The organism is Enterobacter sp. 61D5 (assembly GCF_034107965.1).
Lineage (GTDB): Bacteria > Pseudomonadota > Gammaproteobacteria > Enterobacterales > Enterobacteriaceae > Enterobacter > Enterobacter cloacae_M.
In genome coordinates this window covers 81,656-99,434 of the sequence record NZ_JAWNFK010000014.1, presented here as the reverse complement: position 1 = coordinate 99,434, position 17,779 = coordinate 81,656, and the positions used below count along the sequence as shown (strand labels likewise).

Genomic DNA, 17,779 nt, shown 5'->3' with positions numbered 1-17,779 from the left:
GACGGACGGTAAGGGAACGGAGGTTAAGGTGTCACACGGATTTTTATGCCTTTGATTTCTATCCGTTTAACATGCTTAAGTTGGTATACAACTAGTATGGAAGCTGTGTGACAAGTTCACCTTAAGGAAGAAAATGAGTGGGCAAAAGTGGATTTTGTGCAAAATTTCTCATAACTGACGTTAACGCTCTGGCATGATGACATTCATGTCAGCTATTGCCTGATAGATACGCTATGAAAATTTTTTCATTTCGCAAATGGAGCCAGATCACAAAATGGACAAAAGGCTAAAAATCACCGAAATTGCCGCCCGAACGCAGCTCTCGATCAGCACCGTGTCGCGGGTGCTGGCGGGAAAAGCGAATACCAGTGAAAAAGCGCGTGCAAAGGTGCTGGCGTGCGCGCGGGAGCTGGGGGTGATGGACGGCATGGCGGCAGGGCGTCTGCTGCTTAACAGCCTGGTGGTTTTTGCCCCGCAGCGCGCCTTCGACGAGCGGTCCGACATCTTTTACTACCGCGTGATCCAGAGCGTGAGTAAAGGCCTGGCGTCCCACGATGTGCGCCTTCGCTACTGCGCGCTGGAGGAGAACGACAGCGACGCCCAGCTGTTTCTGGCGCGCATGAACGAAGCGGACACCCAGGCGGCAATCCTTCTTGGCATCGACGATCCCCATATCCACGATCTGGCGATTGACGTGGGTAAACCCTGCATGCTGATTAACTGCCGCGACCGGTACATGCGTCTGCCTGCCGTCGCGCCGGATCATCGCGCCATTGGCGAGCGGGCGGCGGAATATCTGTTCGAAATGGGACACCGTGAGGTGATGAACGTGCTGTGCCTGCGCCGCTACACCATGGAGCTGCGCCTGGCGGGGATCCGCGACGCGTGGCAGTCTCACAACCTGAAATTCAACGATAAACGCGATCTGCTGGTGGTGCCCAGCTTCAGCGCGCGCGAAACGGAAGAGATGGTCAGCAGCTGGCTCAGTGAAGTGCAGGGGAAGGATTTACCTACCGCGTTCCTGGTCGGCGGCGACTTTATGGCGGCGGGCACCATTAGCGCATTACAAAACCACGGCCTGCGCGTGCCGCAGGACGTGTCGGTGATGAGCATTGACGGGTTTAACCTGGCGGCAATCCAGGATGTCCCGCTGACGGCCGTGCACGTTCCGCGCGATGAGCTGGGAACAGAAGCGGTATATATGCTCCAGCAGCGGCTCATGCGCCCGGACGCGCCGGTGGGAACGTTACTGCTAAACGGCATGCTGGCCGTGCGGGAATCGGTACGGCGGATAGGTCAGGGGAAACGACGCACCGCCGTGGAGCGAGAAGGGCTGTACGACAGTTAAGCCATGCCCAGCGCGCGCTTGCCGTGGATGTTGAGATCGTTCACGGTAAAGCGGTCCTGCCAGTTCTTTTCATAATCCTCGCGCGGGAAGTCTCCCGGCGACGCGCCGGTTTCCAGCGCTTCCTTGACCTTTTTGGCATAGGCGAGGTTTTTTTCGCACATCGGCGCGGCAGGAATGTACATCACGTTGCCCCAGCCCTGCTGATTTTCCACCGGCGCGACGGAGTGGATCACATCGCAGTGCCACCACACGGAATCGCCCGCCTCGAGTGCCGGAATGCTGCTTAATGCCTCGATGAGCAGCGGGTGCCACTTCTCTGAAACCGGCAGCACGCGCCCCGGCGCCACGCCGCACAGCTCGTCTTCCGGCACGTCGTCCAGCAGCGGACGCAGCAGAATGTAAGCCATTGCTTCCGGGATCGGCACCACGTGCAGCAGCCCCTGGCCGGGGATCATGTCCGACAGCGCCGTCCAGCCCTGGAAGGTGCGGAACACCGAGCATTTGGTGGTGTTATCGACGGTATATTCTTCCACTTCGGTGCGGTGCGCGGCGTTCCACGGATCGTATTTCTCGACGTTGCCGTCAAACACGCGGGCAAATACCTGCTGATAAGCCGGAAGCAGCCAGCGCTCCAGCGCGCCGGAGTCGGTATGCGCCCCAAGCCCTTTCGAGGTGGTTCCCGGCGGACGTCGGCGGATGCGGTCCGGGTAAATCACGCTCACGTCCGGGTTGAACCACTGTTTGCCGTTGCTCTCGAACGTCCATAAACGGTTCAGGAACGACTGCACCTGCGCCATCTCTTCGCTCTGGCGCGCCTGCATCTGCGCCTGAGACCAGTAAATCGGGTAAATCTCCGGACGAGAGGCCGTTAAGGTGCCGAAGAAGTTATCGCCTGGCCCTTTGTAGACCTCGTCAAACTTGTTCAGATCGAGGTAGTCGAGCATCGACTGATCCCACGCCAGCGCCTGCTCGCGCGGGAAGTGACCTTTAATCACCGCGCAGCCGCGGCGTTTAACGGCCTCGCGCTGGGCGTCGGTAATTGTGCCGTTTTTCACATCCGCAAACGCAATCACCGGCCAGACGGATTCGCCTTTGTTCTTAAGAACGTTGATTTCCGCCACGAGGGTGGCAATTTTATCGCTGAGCTTATTAAACACCGCCTGCACGTCGCCGATCTGCGCGCGCAGCTCACGTTTCAACTGACGTATTGCCGCTTTGTGATCCGCTGGTAAGGTTTCACTGGTAAAGGTCATAACTGCCTCGCATCTTTCATTCGAAAGTAAAAGTGTCTACAAGTGATACTTTAAGTTAAAATTAAGTTAATGCAAGTTTAAAAGCTTGACGCAAGCCACAGGACGGAAAAAGAGTGAGAGGCCGGAGCGACGCTCCGGCAAGGAGAGGATCAGGCGTCGAACGGGGAATGGTTGTCGAGCACGGCCTGAATGACGTTCAGCGCACCCTGATGGTTGTTGTCGTCGGTGCCGTAGCGGCTGATTTCTTTGATGCTCTCTGCCGCGTTACCCATCGCAAAGGAATATTTCACCAGCTTCAGCATCTCGGCATCGTTGCCGCTGTCGCCAATGGCCACGCACTCCTGCGGGGAGATTTTCCAGCGTTTCAGCAGACGGCTGATGCCGTTGGCTTTGTGCAGGCCGGGGATAATCAAATCGACAAAACCAAAGCCGCTGGTGACCGGCTTCATAATGCCGTCCAGGGAGACGTGCAGTTTATCCACCAGATTAGGGATATCGCTGTCCGGCAGGTTCAGCGAGAACTTAAACAGCACGTCGTCAATTTCGCGGTAATCGCTGATGCGCTTTAAGCGGTGATAGTGCTTTGACATCAGCGCCACGAATTCTTCAGGAGCCTGGTCGCTGACCCAGGCGCTCTCCAGCCCGCAGGCCACGAAGTTCAGCTCTTTATCTTTCAGCAGTTCGCCAATCACGATTTGCGATTCATGACGCGTCAGCTCGCCGTGGAAAATCTGTTCGCCGCGATCGAACACCAGCGCGCCGTTTTCCGCCACGAAGGAGATCCGATCTTTCAGCTCCGGAAAGAAGGAGATGAGCTGGTAATACTGGTTGCCACTGGCGACAACGAATTCAATGTCGCGGGCCTTAAGCTGAGCAAACTGTGCCTGGAAGCGGTCACGATCGTACTGCTTGGCATCATCAAGGAAAGTTCCGTCCATATCGGTGACGATAACTTTAACGGTCATACTGTGCTCCTGGGTCACTGCGTTTTGAAACATTCTAATAACAAGGTGACGGGGAGCACAAATTTAATTTCATTCGAAAGTAAAAGCAAAACGGCAACCGAGGTTGCCGTTTTTAGTATTTTCTACCTCTCCCCGTGGGAGAGGGCTGGGGTGAGGGCATCAGCGTGCGCATATCCCCTCACCATCAAGAGTGAGGGGATATGCCGTTACAGCGTATGCTCAGTACGGGCGATAATATCGTCCTGCGCATCCGGCGACAGGGCGGTGAAGAACGCCGAGTAGCCCGCGACGCGCACCACGAGATCGCGATACTGGTCAGGATGTTTCTTCGCTTCCAGCAGCGTTTCGCGCGAGACGATGTTGTACTGGATATGCCAGCCCTTATGCACCTCGAAGAAGGTGCGCAGCAGCACCATCAGCTTCTGGCGATCGCTGTCGTTTTCCAGCGTTGACGGGTTCAGCTTCTGGTTCAGCAGCACGCCGCCGAGAATCGCTTCCGTCGGCAGTTTACCCACCGAGCCAATTACCGCCGTCGGGCCGAGGTGGTCCGTACCGGAGGCCGGGCTTGCCCCTTCCGCCAGCGGGGTGTGCGCCTTACGTCCGTCCGGGGTGGCCATCGTTGCCGCGCCAAACGGCACGTTCGCGGAAATGGAAGAGGTGCCCGCGTAGTAGTTACCGCCAATCGGGCCGCGACCGTGGCGCGGGTTGTGGTACTGCTTCAGCTCTTCGATGTAGGTCAGATAGGCGCGCGTCAGCAGCATGTCCACGCTGTCGTCGTCGTTGCCGTACTTCGGCGCGCCGTTAATCAGGCGCTGGCGCAGCTGCTCGTGGGTCAGCCCGTCGAAGTCATCCGCCAGCGCCGCCGCCAGCTGCTGCTGACCGATAGTGCCCTGCTCGAACACCAGCTTCTTCACCGCAGCCAGGCTGTTGCCGAGGTTAGCGATACCCACCTGCAGGCCGGAGACCCAGTCGTACTTCGCGCCGCCCTGCTTGATGCTTTTCGCGCGTTCGATGCAGTCATCCACCAGCGCCGAGCAGAGAATGTCGTGGACGTTCTCTTCCAGCATGGTATCCACCACGTACTCAATCTCGATGGATTTGCGGGTGTAGTAGCGGATCTGGCTGTCCCACGCCGCCATCACTTCGTCGAAGTTGTCGAAGTTACCGGCGGAGAGCGCTTTCTCCTGCGGCAGGAACACCTTGCCGCTGGTGGCGTCGCGCCCGCCTTCCAGCGCGGCCAGCATCACGCGGGCGAAGTTGATAAAGCTCATGCCGGTGCAGCGATAGCCCCATTTGCCGCCCACCGCGGTTTCGATACAGCCGATGGCCGCGTAGTCGTAGGCGTCGTCTCGTTCAACGCCGAGCTTAATGAATTCCGGAATGACGATTTCATCGTTGTTGAACGCGGGCATCCCGAAGCCGCAGCGGATCACCTGCACGCAGGCGTCGAGGAAGTCGTTGCTCATGCCCGCGTGGTAACGCACGCTCAGGTTTGGCTGGGTGGATCGCAGGCGACCGCAGGATTCCAGAATCGCGTAGGAGAGCGGGTTCACCGCGTCCATCGGCTCGCCGTTTACCAGCTTCTGGCCGCCGATGGTGACGTTCTGGTACAGCGGGCTGCCGGCAGAGGCTTTCGAGTGCGAGCCGGAGCGGATCTTATTCACTTCAAGCAATTTCAGCCAGCAGCTGTGCAGCAGCTCAATGGCGTGCTCGCGCTCGAGGCTCTGATTCAGCTCCACGTCGCGGCGGTAGTAGGGATAGAGATACTGGTCCATACGCGCGAAGGAGACGGAATGGCCGTTGGACTCAATCTGCAGGATCAGCTGGATGAAGTAGCACAGCTGCAGCGCCTGCCAGAAGGTTTTTGGCGGCTCGTGGGCAATCACGTCGCAGTTTTCCGCCATCGCCAGCAGCTCGTCGCGGCGGCTTTCGCGGGTTTCAGTGGACGCCATTTCACGCGCCAGATTGGCAAAGCGTTTGATGTGCAGGCTTACGGCTTCCAGCACGATATCGATCGCCTTCAGGAACTGGTCGCCGTGCAGGTCTTCCAGCACCGTCAGGTTGATGCGCGTGCGGCGCTCGGCCACCTTAGCGCGCAGGCCGTCGAGGCCTTTCTCCAGCACCAGCGGGAAGTTGACCGCCAGGTGCGCGTCGCCGGAGGTCATGTTGCCTTCGGCTTTGATAATGCCGGTTTCCAGCAGGCCTTTCTGCTCGTCGGTGAACATGCCGTAGCAGCGATCCTGCACCGTCTGGCCGCGCCACCACGGGCAGATGTCGTGCAGCACGCGCTTGTTCTCTTCGCTCACCGCAAAGCCCGCGCCCGGGCGGTCCGCCAGATCGTCGATCTCTTTCTCAATCCAGGAGACTGTGTATTCCGGGAAGATCGGCGCGGCGCGCACTTCGCTTGCCTGGTTACCGATGATCAGCTCGTCGTGTTTGATCCAGATGGTGCGTTCCGCCAGGTGATGCGCCAGCGCCAGGGCGCGGCGTACCGGGATCGGCTTGTCCATGTGCTGTTGGTACATTTCGGTGTAATGCTGCGCGCGCTCGGTACAGACCGGCGGCTTAACGATATGCACCAGGGCCATTTTGTGCGCCTTAATGCGCTCGCTGAGGGTGTTGAGATTCAGGGTTGTCATAGGTTTATCCTCGTAAGGTCGCGGTTAACCCTTTCTGGCAGGCGTACTGCTGCGCGAAGTCCAGCAGGGCAGGGTTATCCAGCGGTTTGTCAGGGGCAGAGTAGGGTTGGCCGAGCAGGGTGTATTTGTTCATGCCCAGCGTGTGATACGGCAGAAAATGAATATCGTCGACGCCGAGCTCGTCGGCAGCGAAGTTGGTAATGGCGGTTATGGACGCTTCATCGGCGTTAAAGCCCTGGATCAGCGGCACGCGAATGGTGATTTTTTTCCCGGCGGCGGCAAGGCGCTTCAGGTTGTCCAGGATTCGCTTAGCCGAACCGTCCGTCCACTGTTTGAACACCTCACTGTCGACGTGCTTCAGGTCGGCGAGGAACAGATCGACGTAGGGTAATGACGGCTCGATATAGTGCCACGGCACGTGAAGGCAGGTTTCGACGGCGGTGTGGATCCCCTGTTCGTGGCTGGCTCTAAACAGGGCGTGCGCCAGCTCAGGGTTCATAAACGGTTCGCCGCCGGAGAGGGTGATCCCGCCGCCGCTGCGGTCGTAGAAGGGTTTGTCGCGCAGTACGGTCGCCATGATCTCCTCCACCTGCTGTTCTTCACCGCAGACGGTCAGCGCCTGCGTCGGGCAGCAGTCGGTAAGGGCGTTGAGCGCGGCTTCATCAAGCTTCTCGCGGTGGATAACCATGCCATTCAGCGCGCGTTCGATGCAGCCCGGCGCCGCCTGCTGGCACAGGTCGCAGCCGTCCAGGCACAGGCGCGCATCAAACAGCACGTCCCGGCTGCGGGAGCGGCTTTCCGGGTTTTGACACCAGCGACAGCCCAGCGAGCAGCCTTTCAGGAACACCACGGTTCGAATACCGGGGCCGTCGTGGGTAGAGTAACGCTGAATATTGAAGATCATGATTTCGCCTCTCATATTGCATATGAAGATTAAATGACTTTCGAATGAAAGTTATCTTGATGCAGGTCAACTACTGAGCAGGTTTTGTCGTGATAGGGTAAGTGCAGGCTAATTTTGAGGGTGACATCATGGAACTTTATCTCGACACATCTGACGTTGCGGCAGTCAAAAAGCTGGCGCGTATCTTCCCGCTGGCGGGCGTGACCACCAACCCAAGCATTGTGGCGGCAGGTAAAACGCCGCTGGACGAGCTGCTGCCGGCGCTGCACGACGCGCTGGGCGGCAAAGGCCGTCTGTTCGCCCAGGTGATGGCGACCACCGCCGAAGGGATGGTGGAGGACGCGCGTAAGCTGCGTGCCATCATTAACGACCTGGTAGTAAAAGTGCCGGTGACCGCCGAAGGGCTGGCGGCGATCAAGATGCTGAAAGCGGAAGGGATCCCGACGCTGGGTACGGCGGTTTACGGCGCCGCGCAGGGGATGCTCTCCGCGCTGGCGGGTGCAGAGTATGTGGCGCCTTACGTTAACCGCGTGGACGCGCAGGGCGGGGACGGGATCCAGACCGTGGTTGAACTGCAGCAGCTGCTGACGCTGCACGCCCCGCAGTCAAAGGTGCTGGCCGCGAGCTTCAAAACGCCGCGTCAGGCGCTGGACTGCCTGCTGGCAGGCTGTGAGTCAATCACGCTGCCGCTGGACGTGGCGCAGCAGTTTATTACTTCTCCGGCCGTGGATGCGGCGATTGTGAAGTTTGAGCAGGACTGGCAGGGGGCGTTTGGACGGACGTCGATCTGACGGGGGGTGGCCTGATACCCTCACTCCAACCCTCTCCCACAGGGAGAGGGAGCAAACACTAAAACGGCAACCTGAAGGTTGCCGTTTGCTTTAACCTCCGCATACCTCACACCCCGGGTTACGCATCAGCTTCATCTCGCGGAACTGGCAGGTCATCGCGTCATACATCACAATTTTCCCCGCGGCAGGCGTGCCGTAGCGCGCCAGCACTTTGATCGCTTCCATCGCCTGCAGGGAGCCAATCACGCCGACCAGCGGCGCCATCACGCCCGCCTCAACGCAGGTCAGCGCGTTCTCGCCGAACAGACGGCTCAGGCAGCGGTAGCAAGGTTCACCTTCCGCGTACGTGAAGACGCTGATTTGCCCCTCCATGCGGATCGCCGCGCCGGAGACCAGCGGGATTTTGTGGGCAAAGCAGCCCGCGTTCAGCTGGTTACGAACGGTGACGTTATCGGTGCAGTCCAGCACCAGGTCGTGCCGGGCAATCTGTGCGAACAGCGCCTCGTCATCCAGCATTGCGTCAATCAGGGTGAACTGAACGTGGGGGTTGATGCGCGCCAGCGCAGCCCTGGCGGATTCCACCTTCGGCTGGCCAACCGTCGCGTCGCTGTGCAGCGTCTGGCGCTGCAGGTTGGACACCGACACGGTATCAAAATCCAGCAGCGTCATCCTGCCCACGCCCGCCGCCGCAAGATACTGCGCGGCGGCGCAGCCAAGACCGCCGAGCCCGACAACCAGCACGCTTGCTGCTTTAAGCGCTTCCTGGCCCTCAAAGTCAAACCCGCGCAGCACAATCTGGCGGTTGTAGCGCATCATCTCCGGGTCGCTCAGCTCCACCGTCATGTCAGCCTCCGAACAGGTGGTTAAAACGCTCGATCTCAACCCACTCGCCTGCTTCCACATTGCCGCGCTCGCGCTCCAGGACGATAAAGCAGTTGCCCTGGCTGAAGGAGCTGAAAATGTGTGAGCCCTGGTGCCCGGTGGTGCTCACTTCGAGCTCGCCGTCCGCGTTGAGCGCCAGAATGCCGCGCTGGAAATCGAGACGACCCGGCGATTTTTTCAGGCCCGTGGCGGCGCGCACGCGCTGGCGTTCCGGCAGCGGGCTGGCGCTGTTGCCGGAAAGCTTCGCCAGCAGCGGGATCACCAGCTGGTAGAAGGTGAGAGCCGCCGAGACCGGATTACCCGGCAGGCCGCAGAACCAGCTGTGCTGGAGTTTGCCAAACGCGAACGGTTTGCCCGGCTTGATGGCCAGCTTCCAGAAGGCGATTTCGCCCAGCTCTTCGAGGATGGTTTTGGTGTAATCCGCTTCGCCTACGGAGACGCCGCCGGAGCTGATGACCACGTCGGCAGCGTTATCCGCCTCGATAAACGCGGCGCGCAGTTTTTCCGGATCGTCAGGAATAATGCCGAGGTTAATCACCTCGCAGCCCAGCTGCTCCAGCATCAGGTGTACCGCCAGGCGGTTGGTGTCGTAAATCTGACCGTCCTGCAGCGGCTGGCCCGGAAGCTGAAGTTCGTCACCGGTGGAGAAGACGGCCACGCGCACTTTACGGATAACGTCGATTTCAGCAACCCCGAGCGACGCCAGCACCGGCAGCTCACCTGCCGTCAGCTTCTGCCCGGCAGAAAAGACCGTCGCGCCAAGGGTGATATCTTCGCCCGTGCGGCGGATGTTCTGGCCCGCTTTAACGTTCGCGGTAAAACGCACGCCGCCGTCGGTCTGTTCTGTCTCTTCCTGCATCACAACGGCGTCGCAGCCGGCCGGAGCCGGCGCGCCGGTCATGATGCGCACGCAGGTGCCCGCAGGCCATTCACCGCTAAACGGCTGGCCCGCAAAGGCTTTACCCGCCACCGGCAGGGCGTTACCCGTCAGGAGATCCGCCAGGCGTACCGCGTAACCGTCCATCGCGGAATTATCAAACCCCGGCACGTTAAGCGGAGAGACGATATCGCGCGCGGCAATACGGCCAAAACAGCGCACGAGGGGCAGCGTCTCAACGTCATGCAGCGGGGAAACTCGGTCAAGCATCTGCGTGAGTGCCGTCTCAAGCGGCATCAGTCCGGCGGTAAAATCCATGGTGGGCTCCTGCGGAGTAACAACGAAAGCGCTCATTATGGCAGAAAAGTGCGGCTAACTGTATGACCCGATGGGTGTACGCTTTACATCACAGTTACGTCTTTCTATATTCAAAAATCATCTGAAGTTTCATCGACGATAATGATATTTATAGAAAAAGCCGCAAATCAGGCTAACGGGTGATGAGAATGGTTAATGCGGTAATCGCAATTCATGGTGGCGCCGGGGCAATCACCCGAGCACAGCTCAGTCCCGAGCAGGAAAAGCGCTATATCGACGCGCTGTACGCCATTGTGGAAACGGGTCAGAAAATGCTCGAAGCGGGCGAAAGCTCGCTGGACGTGGTCACCGAGGCGGTGCGCCTGCTGGAAGAGTGCCCGTTGTTTAATGCGGGGATCGGTTCGGTTTTTACCCGGGATGAAACGCACGAGCTGGATGCCTGCGTGATGGACGGCGTCACCCTGAAAGCGGGCGCCGTGGCGGGCGTGAGTCATCTGCGCAATCCGGTGCTGGCCGCGCGTCTGGTGATGGAGGCGAGTCCGCACGTGCTGCTCACAGGGGCCGGGGCGGAGGCGTTTGCCTTCGAGCACGGGATGGAACCGGTATCGGCGGATCTGTTTTCCACGGAGGAGCGCTATCAGCAGCTGCTGGAAGCCCGTTCGGCGGGCATGACGCAGCTTGACCATGCAGCGCCGCTCGATGAAACCACCAAAATGGGCACGGTCGGCGCGGTGGCGCTGGATAAGGCCGGAAACCTCGCGGCGGCGACCTCAACGGGCGGGATGACCAACAAGCTGCCCGGGCGCGTCGGCGATAGCCCGCTGCCGGGCGCCGGCTGCTACGCCAATAACGCGACGGCGGCGGTGTCGTGTACCGGAACCGGGGAAGTGTTTATCCGCGCCCTCGCGGCCTACGACATCACCGCGCTGATGGATTACGGCGGTTTAAGCCTCAGCGAAGCCTGCGAGCGCGTGGTAATGGAAAAACTCCCCGCGCTTGGCGGCGTCGGCGGGCTCATTGCGGTGGATCGTGAGGGCAATGTGGCTCTGCCGTTCAACAGCGAAGGCATGTATCGCGCCTGGGGTTATGCCGGTGATGAACCGAGCACGGGCATCTATCGTGAATAAGGGGGCAGCGCGTGCCGCACAGTGAAGAACTGGACAACCGCGAAGTGCTGGCTGTCCATCAGCTCAATATTGCGTTTCAGGAAGAGCGGCAGTTCATCCCCGCAGTACAGAATTTATCGTTCACGCTCAGGCGCGGCGAGACGCTGGCGATTGTTGGCGAGTCCGGCTCCGGTAAATCGGTCACCGCGCTGGCGCTGATGCGCCTGCTGGAACAGACGGGCGGGCAAATCAGCAGCGAGAAAATGCTCCTGCGCCGCCGTAACCGTCAGGTCATTGATTTAAATGAGCTGAGCGGTTCGCAGATGCAGGGCGTGCGCGGGGCGGATATTGCGATGATCTTCCAGGAGCCGATGACCTCCCTGAACCCGGTTTTCCCGGTCGGGGAGCAAATCGCCGAGTCCATCCGCCTGCATCAGGGGCTGAGCGGCGATGAAGCGCTCAAAGAGGCCCGACGGATGCTGGAGCTGGTGCGCATTCCGGAGGCGCAGGCCATTCTGGGTCGCTACCCTCATCAGCTTTCCGGCGGCATGCGCCAGCGGGTGATGATTGCCATGGCGCTCTCCTGCCGTCCGGCGGTGCTGATTGCCGATGAACCGACGACGGCGCTGGACGTGACGATTCAGGCGCAGATCCTGCAGCTCATTAAAGTGCTGCAGCAGGAGATGGAGATGGGGGTGATTTTCATCACCCACGATATGGGCGTAGTCGCCGATATCGCCGATCGGGTGCTGGTGATGCACAAAGGCAGCGCGGTGGAAACCGGCCCGGTCGAGCAGATTTTTCACGCGCCCGTGCATCCTTACACCAAAGCGCTGCTGGCGGCGGTTCCGCGCCTGGGGGCGATGAACGGCAGCGATTTGCCGCGCCGCTTCCCCCTGATTTCTCTTGAGGCGTCTGAGCAGCAGGAGGATGAGCGCGAGCAGGACACCGTGGTGCCGGGTAAGCCCATTCTGGAAGTGCGCGATCTGGTCACCCGTTTTCCGCTGCGCAGCGGCATACTGAACCGCGTTAAGCGCGAAGTGCACGCGGTGGAAAACGTCAGCTTCGATCTCTGGCCGGGCGAAACGCTGGCGCTGGTGGGAGAGTCCGGCTGCGGTAAATCCACCACCGGGCGCGCGTTGCTCCGTCTGGTGGAATCACAGGAAGGCAGCATTACCTTTAACGGCGAGCGCATTGATACCCTTCCGGACAGCAAGCTGCAGGCGGTGCGGCGGGATATTCAGTTTATTTTCCAGGACCCGTATGCCTCTCTCGATCCGCGCCATACGGTGGGGTATTCGATCATGGAGCCGATGCGGGTGCATAACCTGCTCGACGGCGAAGCGGCCCAGCGTCGCGTGGCCTGGCTGCTGGAGCGCGTCGGCCTGAAGCCGGAGCACGCCTGGCGTTATCCGCACGAGTTTTCCGGCGGACAGCGGCAGCGTATCTGCATCGCCCGTGCGCTGGCGCTAAACCCGAAAGTGGTGATTGCCGATGAGTCCGTCTCGGCGCTGGATGTCTCTATCCGGGCGCAAATCATCAACTTACTGCTGGATTTACAGCGGGATATGGGCATTGCCTTCCTGTTTATCTCGCACGATATGGCCGTGGTCGAGCGCATCAGCCATCGCGTGGCGGTGATGTTTATGGGGCAGATCGTGGAGGTTGGGCCGCGAAGGGCGGTGTTTGAAAACCCGCAGCATCCGTACACCCGCAAGCTTATCGCGGCGGTCCCGGTAGCCGACCCCGCGCATCGTCACGGCCAACGCGTGCTGCTGCAGGATGAAATGCCGAGCAATATTCATAAACGCGGCGAGGCCGTGGAGCGCGTGACGCTGCGCGAGGTCGAGCCGGGTCATTTCGTCGCTCCCCCGCGTCAGGACAACGCTTTTTCGCGGTTATAACTTACAACAGGCAGGAGAACACAATGGTTACATTTGTAGCGCGTAGATGGTTGTTAGCCGCGAGCGTGACGGCAGCCCTGGCCGCTGCCCCCGCGTTCGCTGCCAAAGATGTGGTGGTCGCCGTCGGCTCTAATTTCACCACGCTCGATCCGTATGACGCCAACGACACGCTGTCGCAGGCGGTGGCGAAATCTTTCTACCAGGGGCTTTTTGGCCTGGATAAAGAGATGAAGCTCAAAAACGTGCTGGCGGAGGGATACACCGTCTCCGACGACGGGCTGGTGTATACCATTAAGCTCAGAACCGGCGTGAAGTTCCAGGACGGTACCGATTTCAACGCGGAAGCGGTGAAGGTTAACCTCGATCGCGCCAGCAATCCGGAAAATAGCCTCAAGCGCTATAACCTGTATAAAAATATCGCCAGCACCGAGGTGGTCGACCCGACGACGGTAAAAATCACCCTGAAAGAGCCGTTCTCCGCGTTTATCAATATTCTGGCGCATCCGGCAACGGCGATGATTTCTCCTGCCGCGCTGAAAAAATACGGTAAAGAGATTGGTTTCCACCCGGTGGGTACCGGCCCGTATGAACTGGTGACCTGGAATCAGACCGACTTTGTGAAGGTGAAGAAATTCAGCGGCTACTGGCAGCAGGGGCTGCCGAAGCTCGACACCATCACCTGGCGCCCGGTGGTGGACAACAACACCCGCGCGGCGATGCTGCAAACCGGCGAGGCGCAGTTTGCCTTCCCGATCCCGTATGAGCAGGCCGCCATTTTGCAGAAAAACAGCAAGCTGGAGCTGGTTGCCAGCCCGTCGATCATGCAGCGCTACGTCAGCATGAACGTCACGCAAAAGCCGTTCGATAACCCGAAGGTGCGTGAAGCCATCAACTACGCCATTAACCGTCAGGCGCTGGTGAAGGTCGCCTTTGCCGGCTATGCCACTCCGGCCACCGGCGTGCTGCCGCCGGCGATTGCCTATGCGCAAAGCTATCAGCCGTGGCCGTACGATCCGGCTAAAGCGCGCGAGCTACTGAAAGAGGCGGGCTTCCCGAACGGTTTCAGCACCACGCTGTGGTCCTCGCATAATCACAGTACCGCCCAGAAGGTGCTGCAGTTTACCCAGCAGCAGCTGGCGCAGGTGGGTATCAAGGTACAGGTCACCGCAATGGATGCCGGACAGCGTGCGGCAGAAGTAGAGGGGAAAGGGCAGAAAGAGAGCGGCGTGCGGATGTTCTATACCGGCTGGACGGCGTCGACCGGTGAAGCCGACTGGGCGCTGTCGCCGCTGTTTGCCTCACAGAACTGGCCGCCAACCCTGTTCAACACCGCGTTTTACAGCAACCCGCAGGTGGACAAAGACCTGGCCGATGCCCTGAAAACCACCAAACCGGAAGAGAAGGCGCGCCTCTACAAAGACGCGCAGGATATTATCTGGAAAGAGTCACCGTGGGTGCCGCTGGTGGTGGAGAAACTGGTGTCAGCCCATAACAAAGCGTTGACCGGGTTCTACATCATGCCGGACACGGGCTTTAGCTTTGACGATGCGGATTTAAAATAAACCTCATGCTGAATTATGTTTGTAAACGCCTGCTGGGGCTTATTCCGACGCTGCTGATTGTGGCGGTCCTGGTATTTCTGTTTGTCCATATGCTGCCGGGCGATCCGGCGCGTCTGGTTGCCGGGCCTGAAGCGGATGCCACCGTCATTGACATGGTGCGTAAGCAGCTTGGCCTCGACCAGCCGCTGTATATGCAGTTTATCCACTATATCTGTAACGTTCTGCAGGGCGATTTTGGTATTTCGATGGTGTCGCGCCGTCCTGTGTCGGAGGAAATTGCCAGCCGCTTTATGCCGACGTTCTGGTTGACGATTGCCAGTATGAGCTGGGCGGTCGTGTTTGGGCTTGGCGCCGGGATTATCGCGGCCGTCTGGCGCAACCGCTGGCCGGACAAGCTCGGCATGGCGCTGGCGGTGACCGGCATCTCCTTCCCGGCGTTCGCACTGGGCATGCTGCTGATGCAGATCTTCTCCGTCGAACTGGGCTGGCTACCGACCGTCGGGGCCGATACCTGGAAGCATTACATCCTGCCCTCCATGACGCTGGGCGCTGCCGTGTCGGCGGTAATGGCCCGCTTTACCCGCGCCTCGTTCGTTGACGTGCTGAGCGAAGATTATATTCGCACCGCGCGGGCGAAAGGGGTCAGCGAGAAGTGGGTCATTCTGAAACACGGCTTTCGCAATGCGATGATCCCGGTGGTGACGATGATGGGGCTGCAGTTTGGCTTTCTGCTCGGCGGCTCGATCGTCGTGGAAAAGGTCTTCAACTGGCCGGGGCTGGGACGCCTGCTGGTCGATTCCGTCGAGATGCGCGACTACCCGGTGATCCAGGCGGAGGTCCTGCTTTTCTCGCTGGAGTTTATTCTTATCAACTTAGTGGTGGACGTGCTCTACGCCGCCATTAACCCGGCCATCAGGTACAAGTAAGATGCGATTGTTGAACTGGCGACGCCAGGCCGTTTTAAACGCGATGCCGGGGCTAAAACCGGACCACGTCCGCACCCCGTGGTCTGAATTCTGGCGTCGTTTTCGCCGTCAGCCGGTCGCGATGACCGCGGGGCTGTTTGTGCTGCTGCTGATTGCGGTGGCGGTGATTGCGCCGTGGGTGGCGCCGTTTGATGCGGAAAACTATTTTGACTACGACCGTCTGAACGACGGACCGTCGATGCTGCACTGGTTCGGCGTGGACTCACTCGGGCGCGATATCTTTAGCCGCGTGCTGGTCGGGGCGCAGATCTCGCTTGCCGCCGGGGTGTTCGCTGTGCTGATCGGCGCGGCCATCGGTACCGTGCTGGGTCTCGTTGCCGGGTATTACGAAGGCTGGTGGGACCGCATCATCATGCGCATCTGCGACGTGCTGTTTGCTTTTCCCGGCATTCTGCTGGCGATTGCCGTGGTGGCGATCATGGGCAGCGGCATGGCGAACGTCATCATTGCGGTCGCGGTGTTTTCGATTCCGGCGTTCGCGCGGCTGGTGCGCGGCAACACGCTGGTGCTGAAACAGCAGACCTTTATCGAGTCCGCCCGCAGCATGGGTGCCAGCGATGCCACCATCCTGTTCAGTCATATTCTGCCGGGTACGGTGTCGTCCATCGTGGTCTATTTCACCATGCGTATCGGCGTGTCGATTATCTCGGCGGCCAGCCTGTCGTTTCTGGGGCTAGGCGCGCAGCCTCCGACGCCGGAGTGGGGCGCGATGCTGAACGAGGCGAGGGCGGATATGGTGATTGCACCGCACGTGGCGATCTTCCCGAGTCTGGCGATTTTCCTGACCGTGCTGGCGTTTAACCTGCTGGGGGACGGGCTGCGCGACGCGCTGGATCCGAGGATTAAGGGGTAGGGGAGTGGAATGTGCCGGGTGGCGGCGACGCCTTACCCGGCCTACAAAAGGGAAGCTGGGCGTTTAAACCCGGCTACCCCACAGGTCATACTCGTCAGCGTTTTCAACCTTCACGCGAATAATATCACCCGGCTTAACGTTGGTTTCGCCGTTCAGGTACACCGCGCCGTCGATTTCAGGGGCGTCCGCCATGCTGCGGCCAATCGCGCCTTCTTCGTCCACTTCGTCAACGATCACCATGATCTCGCGGCCCACTTTTTCCTGCAGACGCTCGGCAGAGATCTGCTGCTGCAGCTGCATGAAGCGGTTCCAGCGCTCTTCTTTCACCTCTTCCGGCACCTGGTCCGCCAGCTCGTTGGCGGTTGCGCCTTCTACCGGGCTGTACTTGAAGCAGCCTACGCGGTCCAGACGCGCTTCTTTCAGGAAATCGAGCAGCATCTGGAAGTCTTCTTCGGTTTCACCCGGGAAGCCGACGATGAATGTGGAGCGCAGGGTCAGATCCGGGCAGATTTCACGCCACTGCTTGATGCGCGCCAGCTGGCGATCAACGGAGCCAGGACGCTTCATCAGCTTCAGGATCCGCGGGCTGGCGTGCTGCAGCGGGATATCCAGGTACGGCAGAATTTTGCCTTCCGCCATCAGCGGGATCACGTCGTCAACGTGCGGATACGGGTAGACGTAGTGCAGACGCGTCCAGATACCGAGTTTAGACAGCTGCTCGCACAGGCCGACCATGCTGGTTTTCACCGGCTCGCCGTTGTGGAAACCGGAGCGGTGTTTAACGTCCACGCCGTAAGCCGAGGTGTCCTGGGAGATGACCAGCAGCTCCTTCACGCCCGCGTCGGCCAGACGTTTAGCTTCCGCCAGCACTTCGCCAATCGGACGACTTACCAGATCGCCACGCATGGACGGGATGATGCAGAAAGTGCAGCGATGGTTGCAGCCTTCGGAAATTTTCAGGTACGCGTAGTGGCGCGGCGTCAGCTTCACGCCCTGCTCTGGCACCAGGCTCAGGAACGGGTTGTGCTTTGGTTTTGGCACGTAGTGATGAACATGTTCCAGCACCTGCTCGTAGCTGTGCGGGCCGGTGATCTCCAGCACCTTCGGATGCACTTCGCGGATCTGATCTTCTTTCGCGCCAAGACAGCCGGTAACAATCACTTTGCCGTTTTCCGTCAGGGCTTCACCGATGGCTTCCAGTGACTCCTGAACCGCGCTGTCGATAAAGCCGCAGGTGTTCACGATCACCATATCGGCGTTGTCGTAGCTTGGCACCACGTCATAGCCCTCGGTGCGCAGTTCGGTCAGGATGCGTTCGGAATCCACGAGGTTTTTCGGGCAGCCCAGGGAGACGAAGCCGATTTTCGGCTGGTGCGTAACATTGCTCATAG

Annotated in this window: 14 protein-coding genes; 7 read left to right on the top strand and 7 right to left on the bottom strand. The window is 59.8% G+C overall.

The window, feature by feature from the left end; genetic code table 11:
* Positions 1–274: 274 nt before the first annotated feature.
* On the top strand, positions 275–1,348 hold the full coding sequence (locus UTM25_RS15570; protein ID WP_320715017.1) for a LacI family DNA-binding transcriptional regulator: 1,074 nt from the start codon (positions 275–277) through the stop codon (positions 1,346–1,348).
* Here UTM25_RS15570 and UTM25_RS15565 read toward each other — a convergent pair.
* From UTM25_RS15565 to UTM25_RS15550, 4 genes are all read right to left on the bottom strand, one after another.
* Complete coding sequence (locus UTM25_RS15565) at positions 1,345–2,601, bottom strand: DUF1479 domain-containing protein (RefSeq protein ID WP_194399905.1); 1,257 nt, start codon at positions 2,599–2,601, stop codon at positions 1,345–1,347. The genes UTM25_RS15570 and UTM25_RS15565 overlap by 4 nt on opposite strands.
* Before the next feature lie 149 nt (positions 2,602–2,750).
* Entirely contained in the window at positions 2,751–3,566 is an 816-nt protein-coding gene (locus UTM25_RS15560; protein ID WP_194399906.1) for a Cof-type HAD-IIB family hydrolase, read from the bottom strand.
* Positions 3,567–3,772: 206 nt separating this feature from the next.
* Positions 3,773–6,205 carry a formate C-acetyltransferase/glycerol dehydratase family glycyl radical enzyme gene (locus tag UTM25_RS15555; RefSeq protein WP_194399907.1) on the bottom strand — a complete coding sequence of 811 codons (2,433 nt, stop codon included), beginning with the start codon at positions 6,203–6,205 and terminating at the stop codon, positions 3,773–3,775.
* Between the two features lie 4 nt (positions 6,206–6,209).
* Entirely contained in the window at positions 6,210–7,109 is a 900-nt protein-coding gene (locus UTM25_RS15550; protein WP_194399908.1) for a glycyl-radical enzyme activating protein, read from the bottom strand.
* A 128-nt stretch (positions 7,110–7,237) separates the two neighbouring features.
* Here UTM25_RS15550 and fsa point away from each other — a divergent pair, with 128 nt between their 5' ends.
* Entirely contained in the window at positions 7,238–7,900 is a 663-nt protein-coding gene (gene fsa, locus UTM25_RS15545) for a fructose-6-phosphate aldolase (RefSeq protein ID WP_023326972.1), read from the top strand.
* Between the two features lie 90 nt (positions 7,901–7,990).
* Here fsa and moeB read toward each other — a convergent pair whose 3' ends face one another.
* Both moeB and moeA read right to left on the bottom strand, forming a co-directional pair.
* Positions 7,991–8,743, bottom strand: a complete 753-nt coding sequence (gene moeB, locus UTM25_RS15540; RefSeq protein WP_194399909.1) for a molybdopterin-synthase adenylyltransferase MoeB — start codon at positions 8,741–8,743, stop codon at positions 7,991–7,993.
* 1 nt (position 8,744) lies between these two features.
* Entirely contained in the window at positions 8,745–9,977 is a 1,233-nt protein-coding gene (moeA, locus tag UTM25_RS15535; RefSeq protein WP_194399910.1) for a molybdopterin molybdotransferase MoeA, read from the bottom strand.
* 188 nt (positions 9,978–10,165) lie between these two features.
* On the opposite strand from moeA, the gene iaaA reads away from it, so the two are divergent.
* From iaaA to gsiD, 5 genes are read left to right on the top strand one after another with little or no spacing between them, the layout of a single operon-like run.
* Entirely contained in the window at positions 10,166–11,104 is a 939-nt protein-coding gene (gene iaaA / locus UTM25_RS15530; RefSeq protein ID WP_194399911.1) for a beta-aspartyl-peptidase, read from the top strand.
* An 11-nt stretch (positions 11,105–11,115) separates the two neighbouring features.
* Positions 11,116–12,987: a glutathione ABC transporter ATP-binding protein GsiA gene (gene gsiA, locus UTM25_RS15525; RefSeq protein WP_194399912.1), complete on the top strand. Its 1,872-nt coding sequence runs from the start codon at positions 11,116–11,118 to the stop codon at positions 12,985–12,987.
* A gap of 23 nt (positions 12,988–13,010) precedes the next feature.
* Positions 13,011–14,549: a glutathione ABC transporter substrate-binding protein GsiB gene (gene gsiB / locus UTM25_RS15520; RefSeq protein WP_194399913.1), complete on the top strand. Its 1,539-nt coding sequence runs from the start codon at positions 13,011–13,013 to the stop codon at positions 14,547–14,549.
* Positions 14,550–14,554: 5 nt separating this feature from the next.
* On the top strand, positions 14,555–15,475 hold the full coding sequence (gsiC, locus tag UTM25_RS15515; protein ID WP_029739934.1) for a glutathione ABC transporter permease GsiC: 921 nt from the start codon (positions 14,555–14,557) through the stop codon (positions 15,473–15,475).
* 1 nt (position 15,476) lies between these two features.
* Positions 15,477–16,388, top strand: a complete 912-nt coding sequence (gene gsiD, locus UTM25_RS15510; protein WP_024908682.1) for a glutathione ABC transporter permease GsiD — start codon at positions 15,477–15,479, stop codon at positions 16,386–16,388.
* A gap of 63 nt (positions 16,389–16,451) precedes the next feature.
* On the opposite strand, the gene rimO is transcribed toward gsiD, so the two are convergent.
* Entirely contained in the window at positions 16,452–17,777 is a 1,326-nt protein-coding gene (rimO, locus tag UTM25_RS15505; RefSeq protein ID WP_023310913.1) for a 30S ribosomal protein S12 methylthiotransferase RimO, read from the bottom strand.
* Positions 17,778–17,779 lie beyond the last annotated feature (2 nt).

Coding starts and splice junctions, on each gene's coding strand:
- UTM25_RS15570 (WP_320715017.1), top strand. CDS start 275: ATGGACAAAAGGCTAAAAATCACCGAAATTGCCGCCCGAACGCAGCTC.
- UTM25_RS15565 (WP_194399905.1), bottom strand. CDS start 2,601: ATGACCTTTACCAGTGAAACCTTACCAGCGGATCACAAAGCGGCAATA.
- UTM25_RS15560 (WP_194399906.1), bottom strand. CDS start 3,566: ATGACCGTTAAAGTTATCGTCACCGATATGGACGGAACTTTCCTTGAT.
- UTM25_RS15555 (WP_194399907.1), bottom strand. CDS start 6,205: ATGACAACCCTGAATCTCAACACCCTCAGCGAGCGCATTAAGGCGCAC.
- UTM25_RS15550 (WP_194399908.1), bottom strand. CDS start 7,109: ATGATCTTCAATATTCAGCGTTACTCTACCCACGACGGCCCCGGTATT.
- fsa (WP_023326972.1), top strand. CDS start 7,238: ATGGAACTTTATCTCGACACATCTGACGTTGCGGCAGTCAAAAAGCTG.
- moeB (WP_194399909.1), bottom strand. CDS start 8,743: ATGACGGTGGAGCTGAGCGACCCGGAGATGATGCGCTACAACCGCCAG.
- moeA (WP_194399910.1), bottom strand. CDS start 9,977: ATGGATTTTACCGCCGGACTGATGCCGCTTGAGACGGCACTCACGCAG.
- iaaA (WP_194399911.1), top strand. CDS start 10,166: ATGGTTAATGCGGTAATCGCAATTCATGGTGGCGCCGGGGCAATCACC.
- gsiB (WP_194399913.1), top strand. CDS start 13,011: ATGGTTACATTTGTAGCGCGTAGATGGTTGTTAGCCGCGAGCGTGACG.
- gsiC (WP_029739934.1), top strand. CDS start 14,555: ATGCTGAATTATGTTTGTAAACGCCTGCTGGGGCTTATTCCGACGCTG.
- gsiD (WP_024908682.1), top strand. CDS start 15,477: ATGCGATTGTTGAACTGGCGACGCCAGGCCGTTTTAAACGCGATGCCG.
- rimO (WP_023310913.1), bottom strand. CDS start 17,777: ATGAGCAATGTTACGCACCAGCCGAAAATCGGCTTCGTCTCCCTGGGC.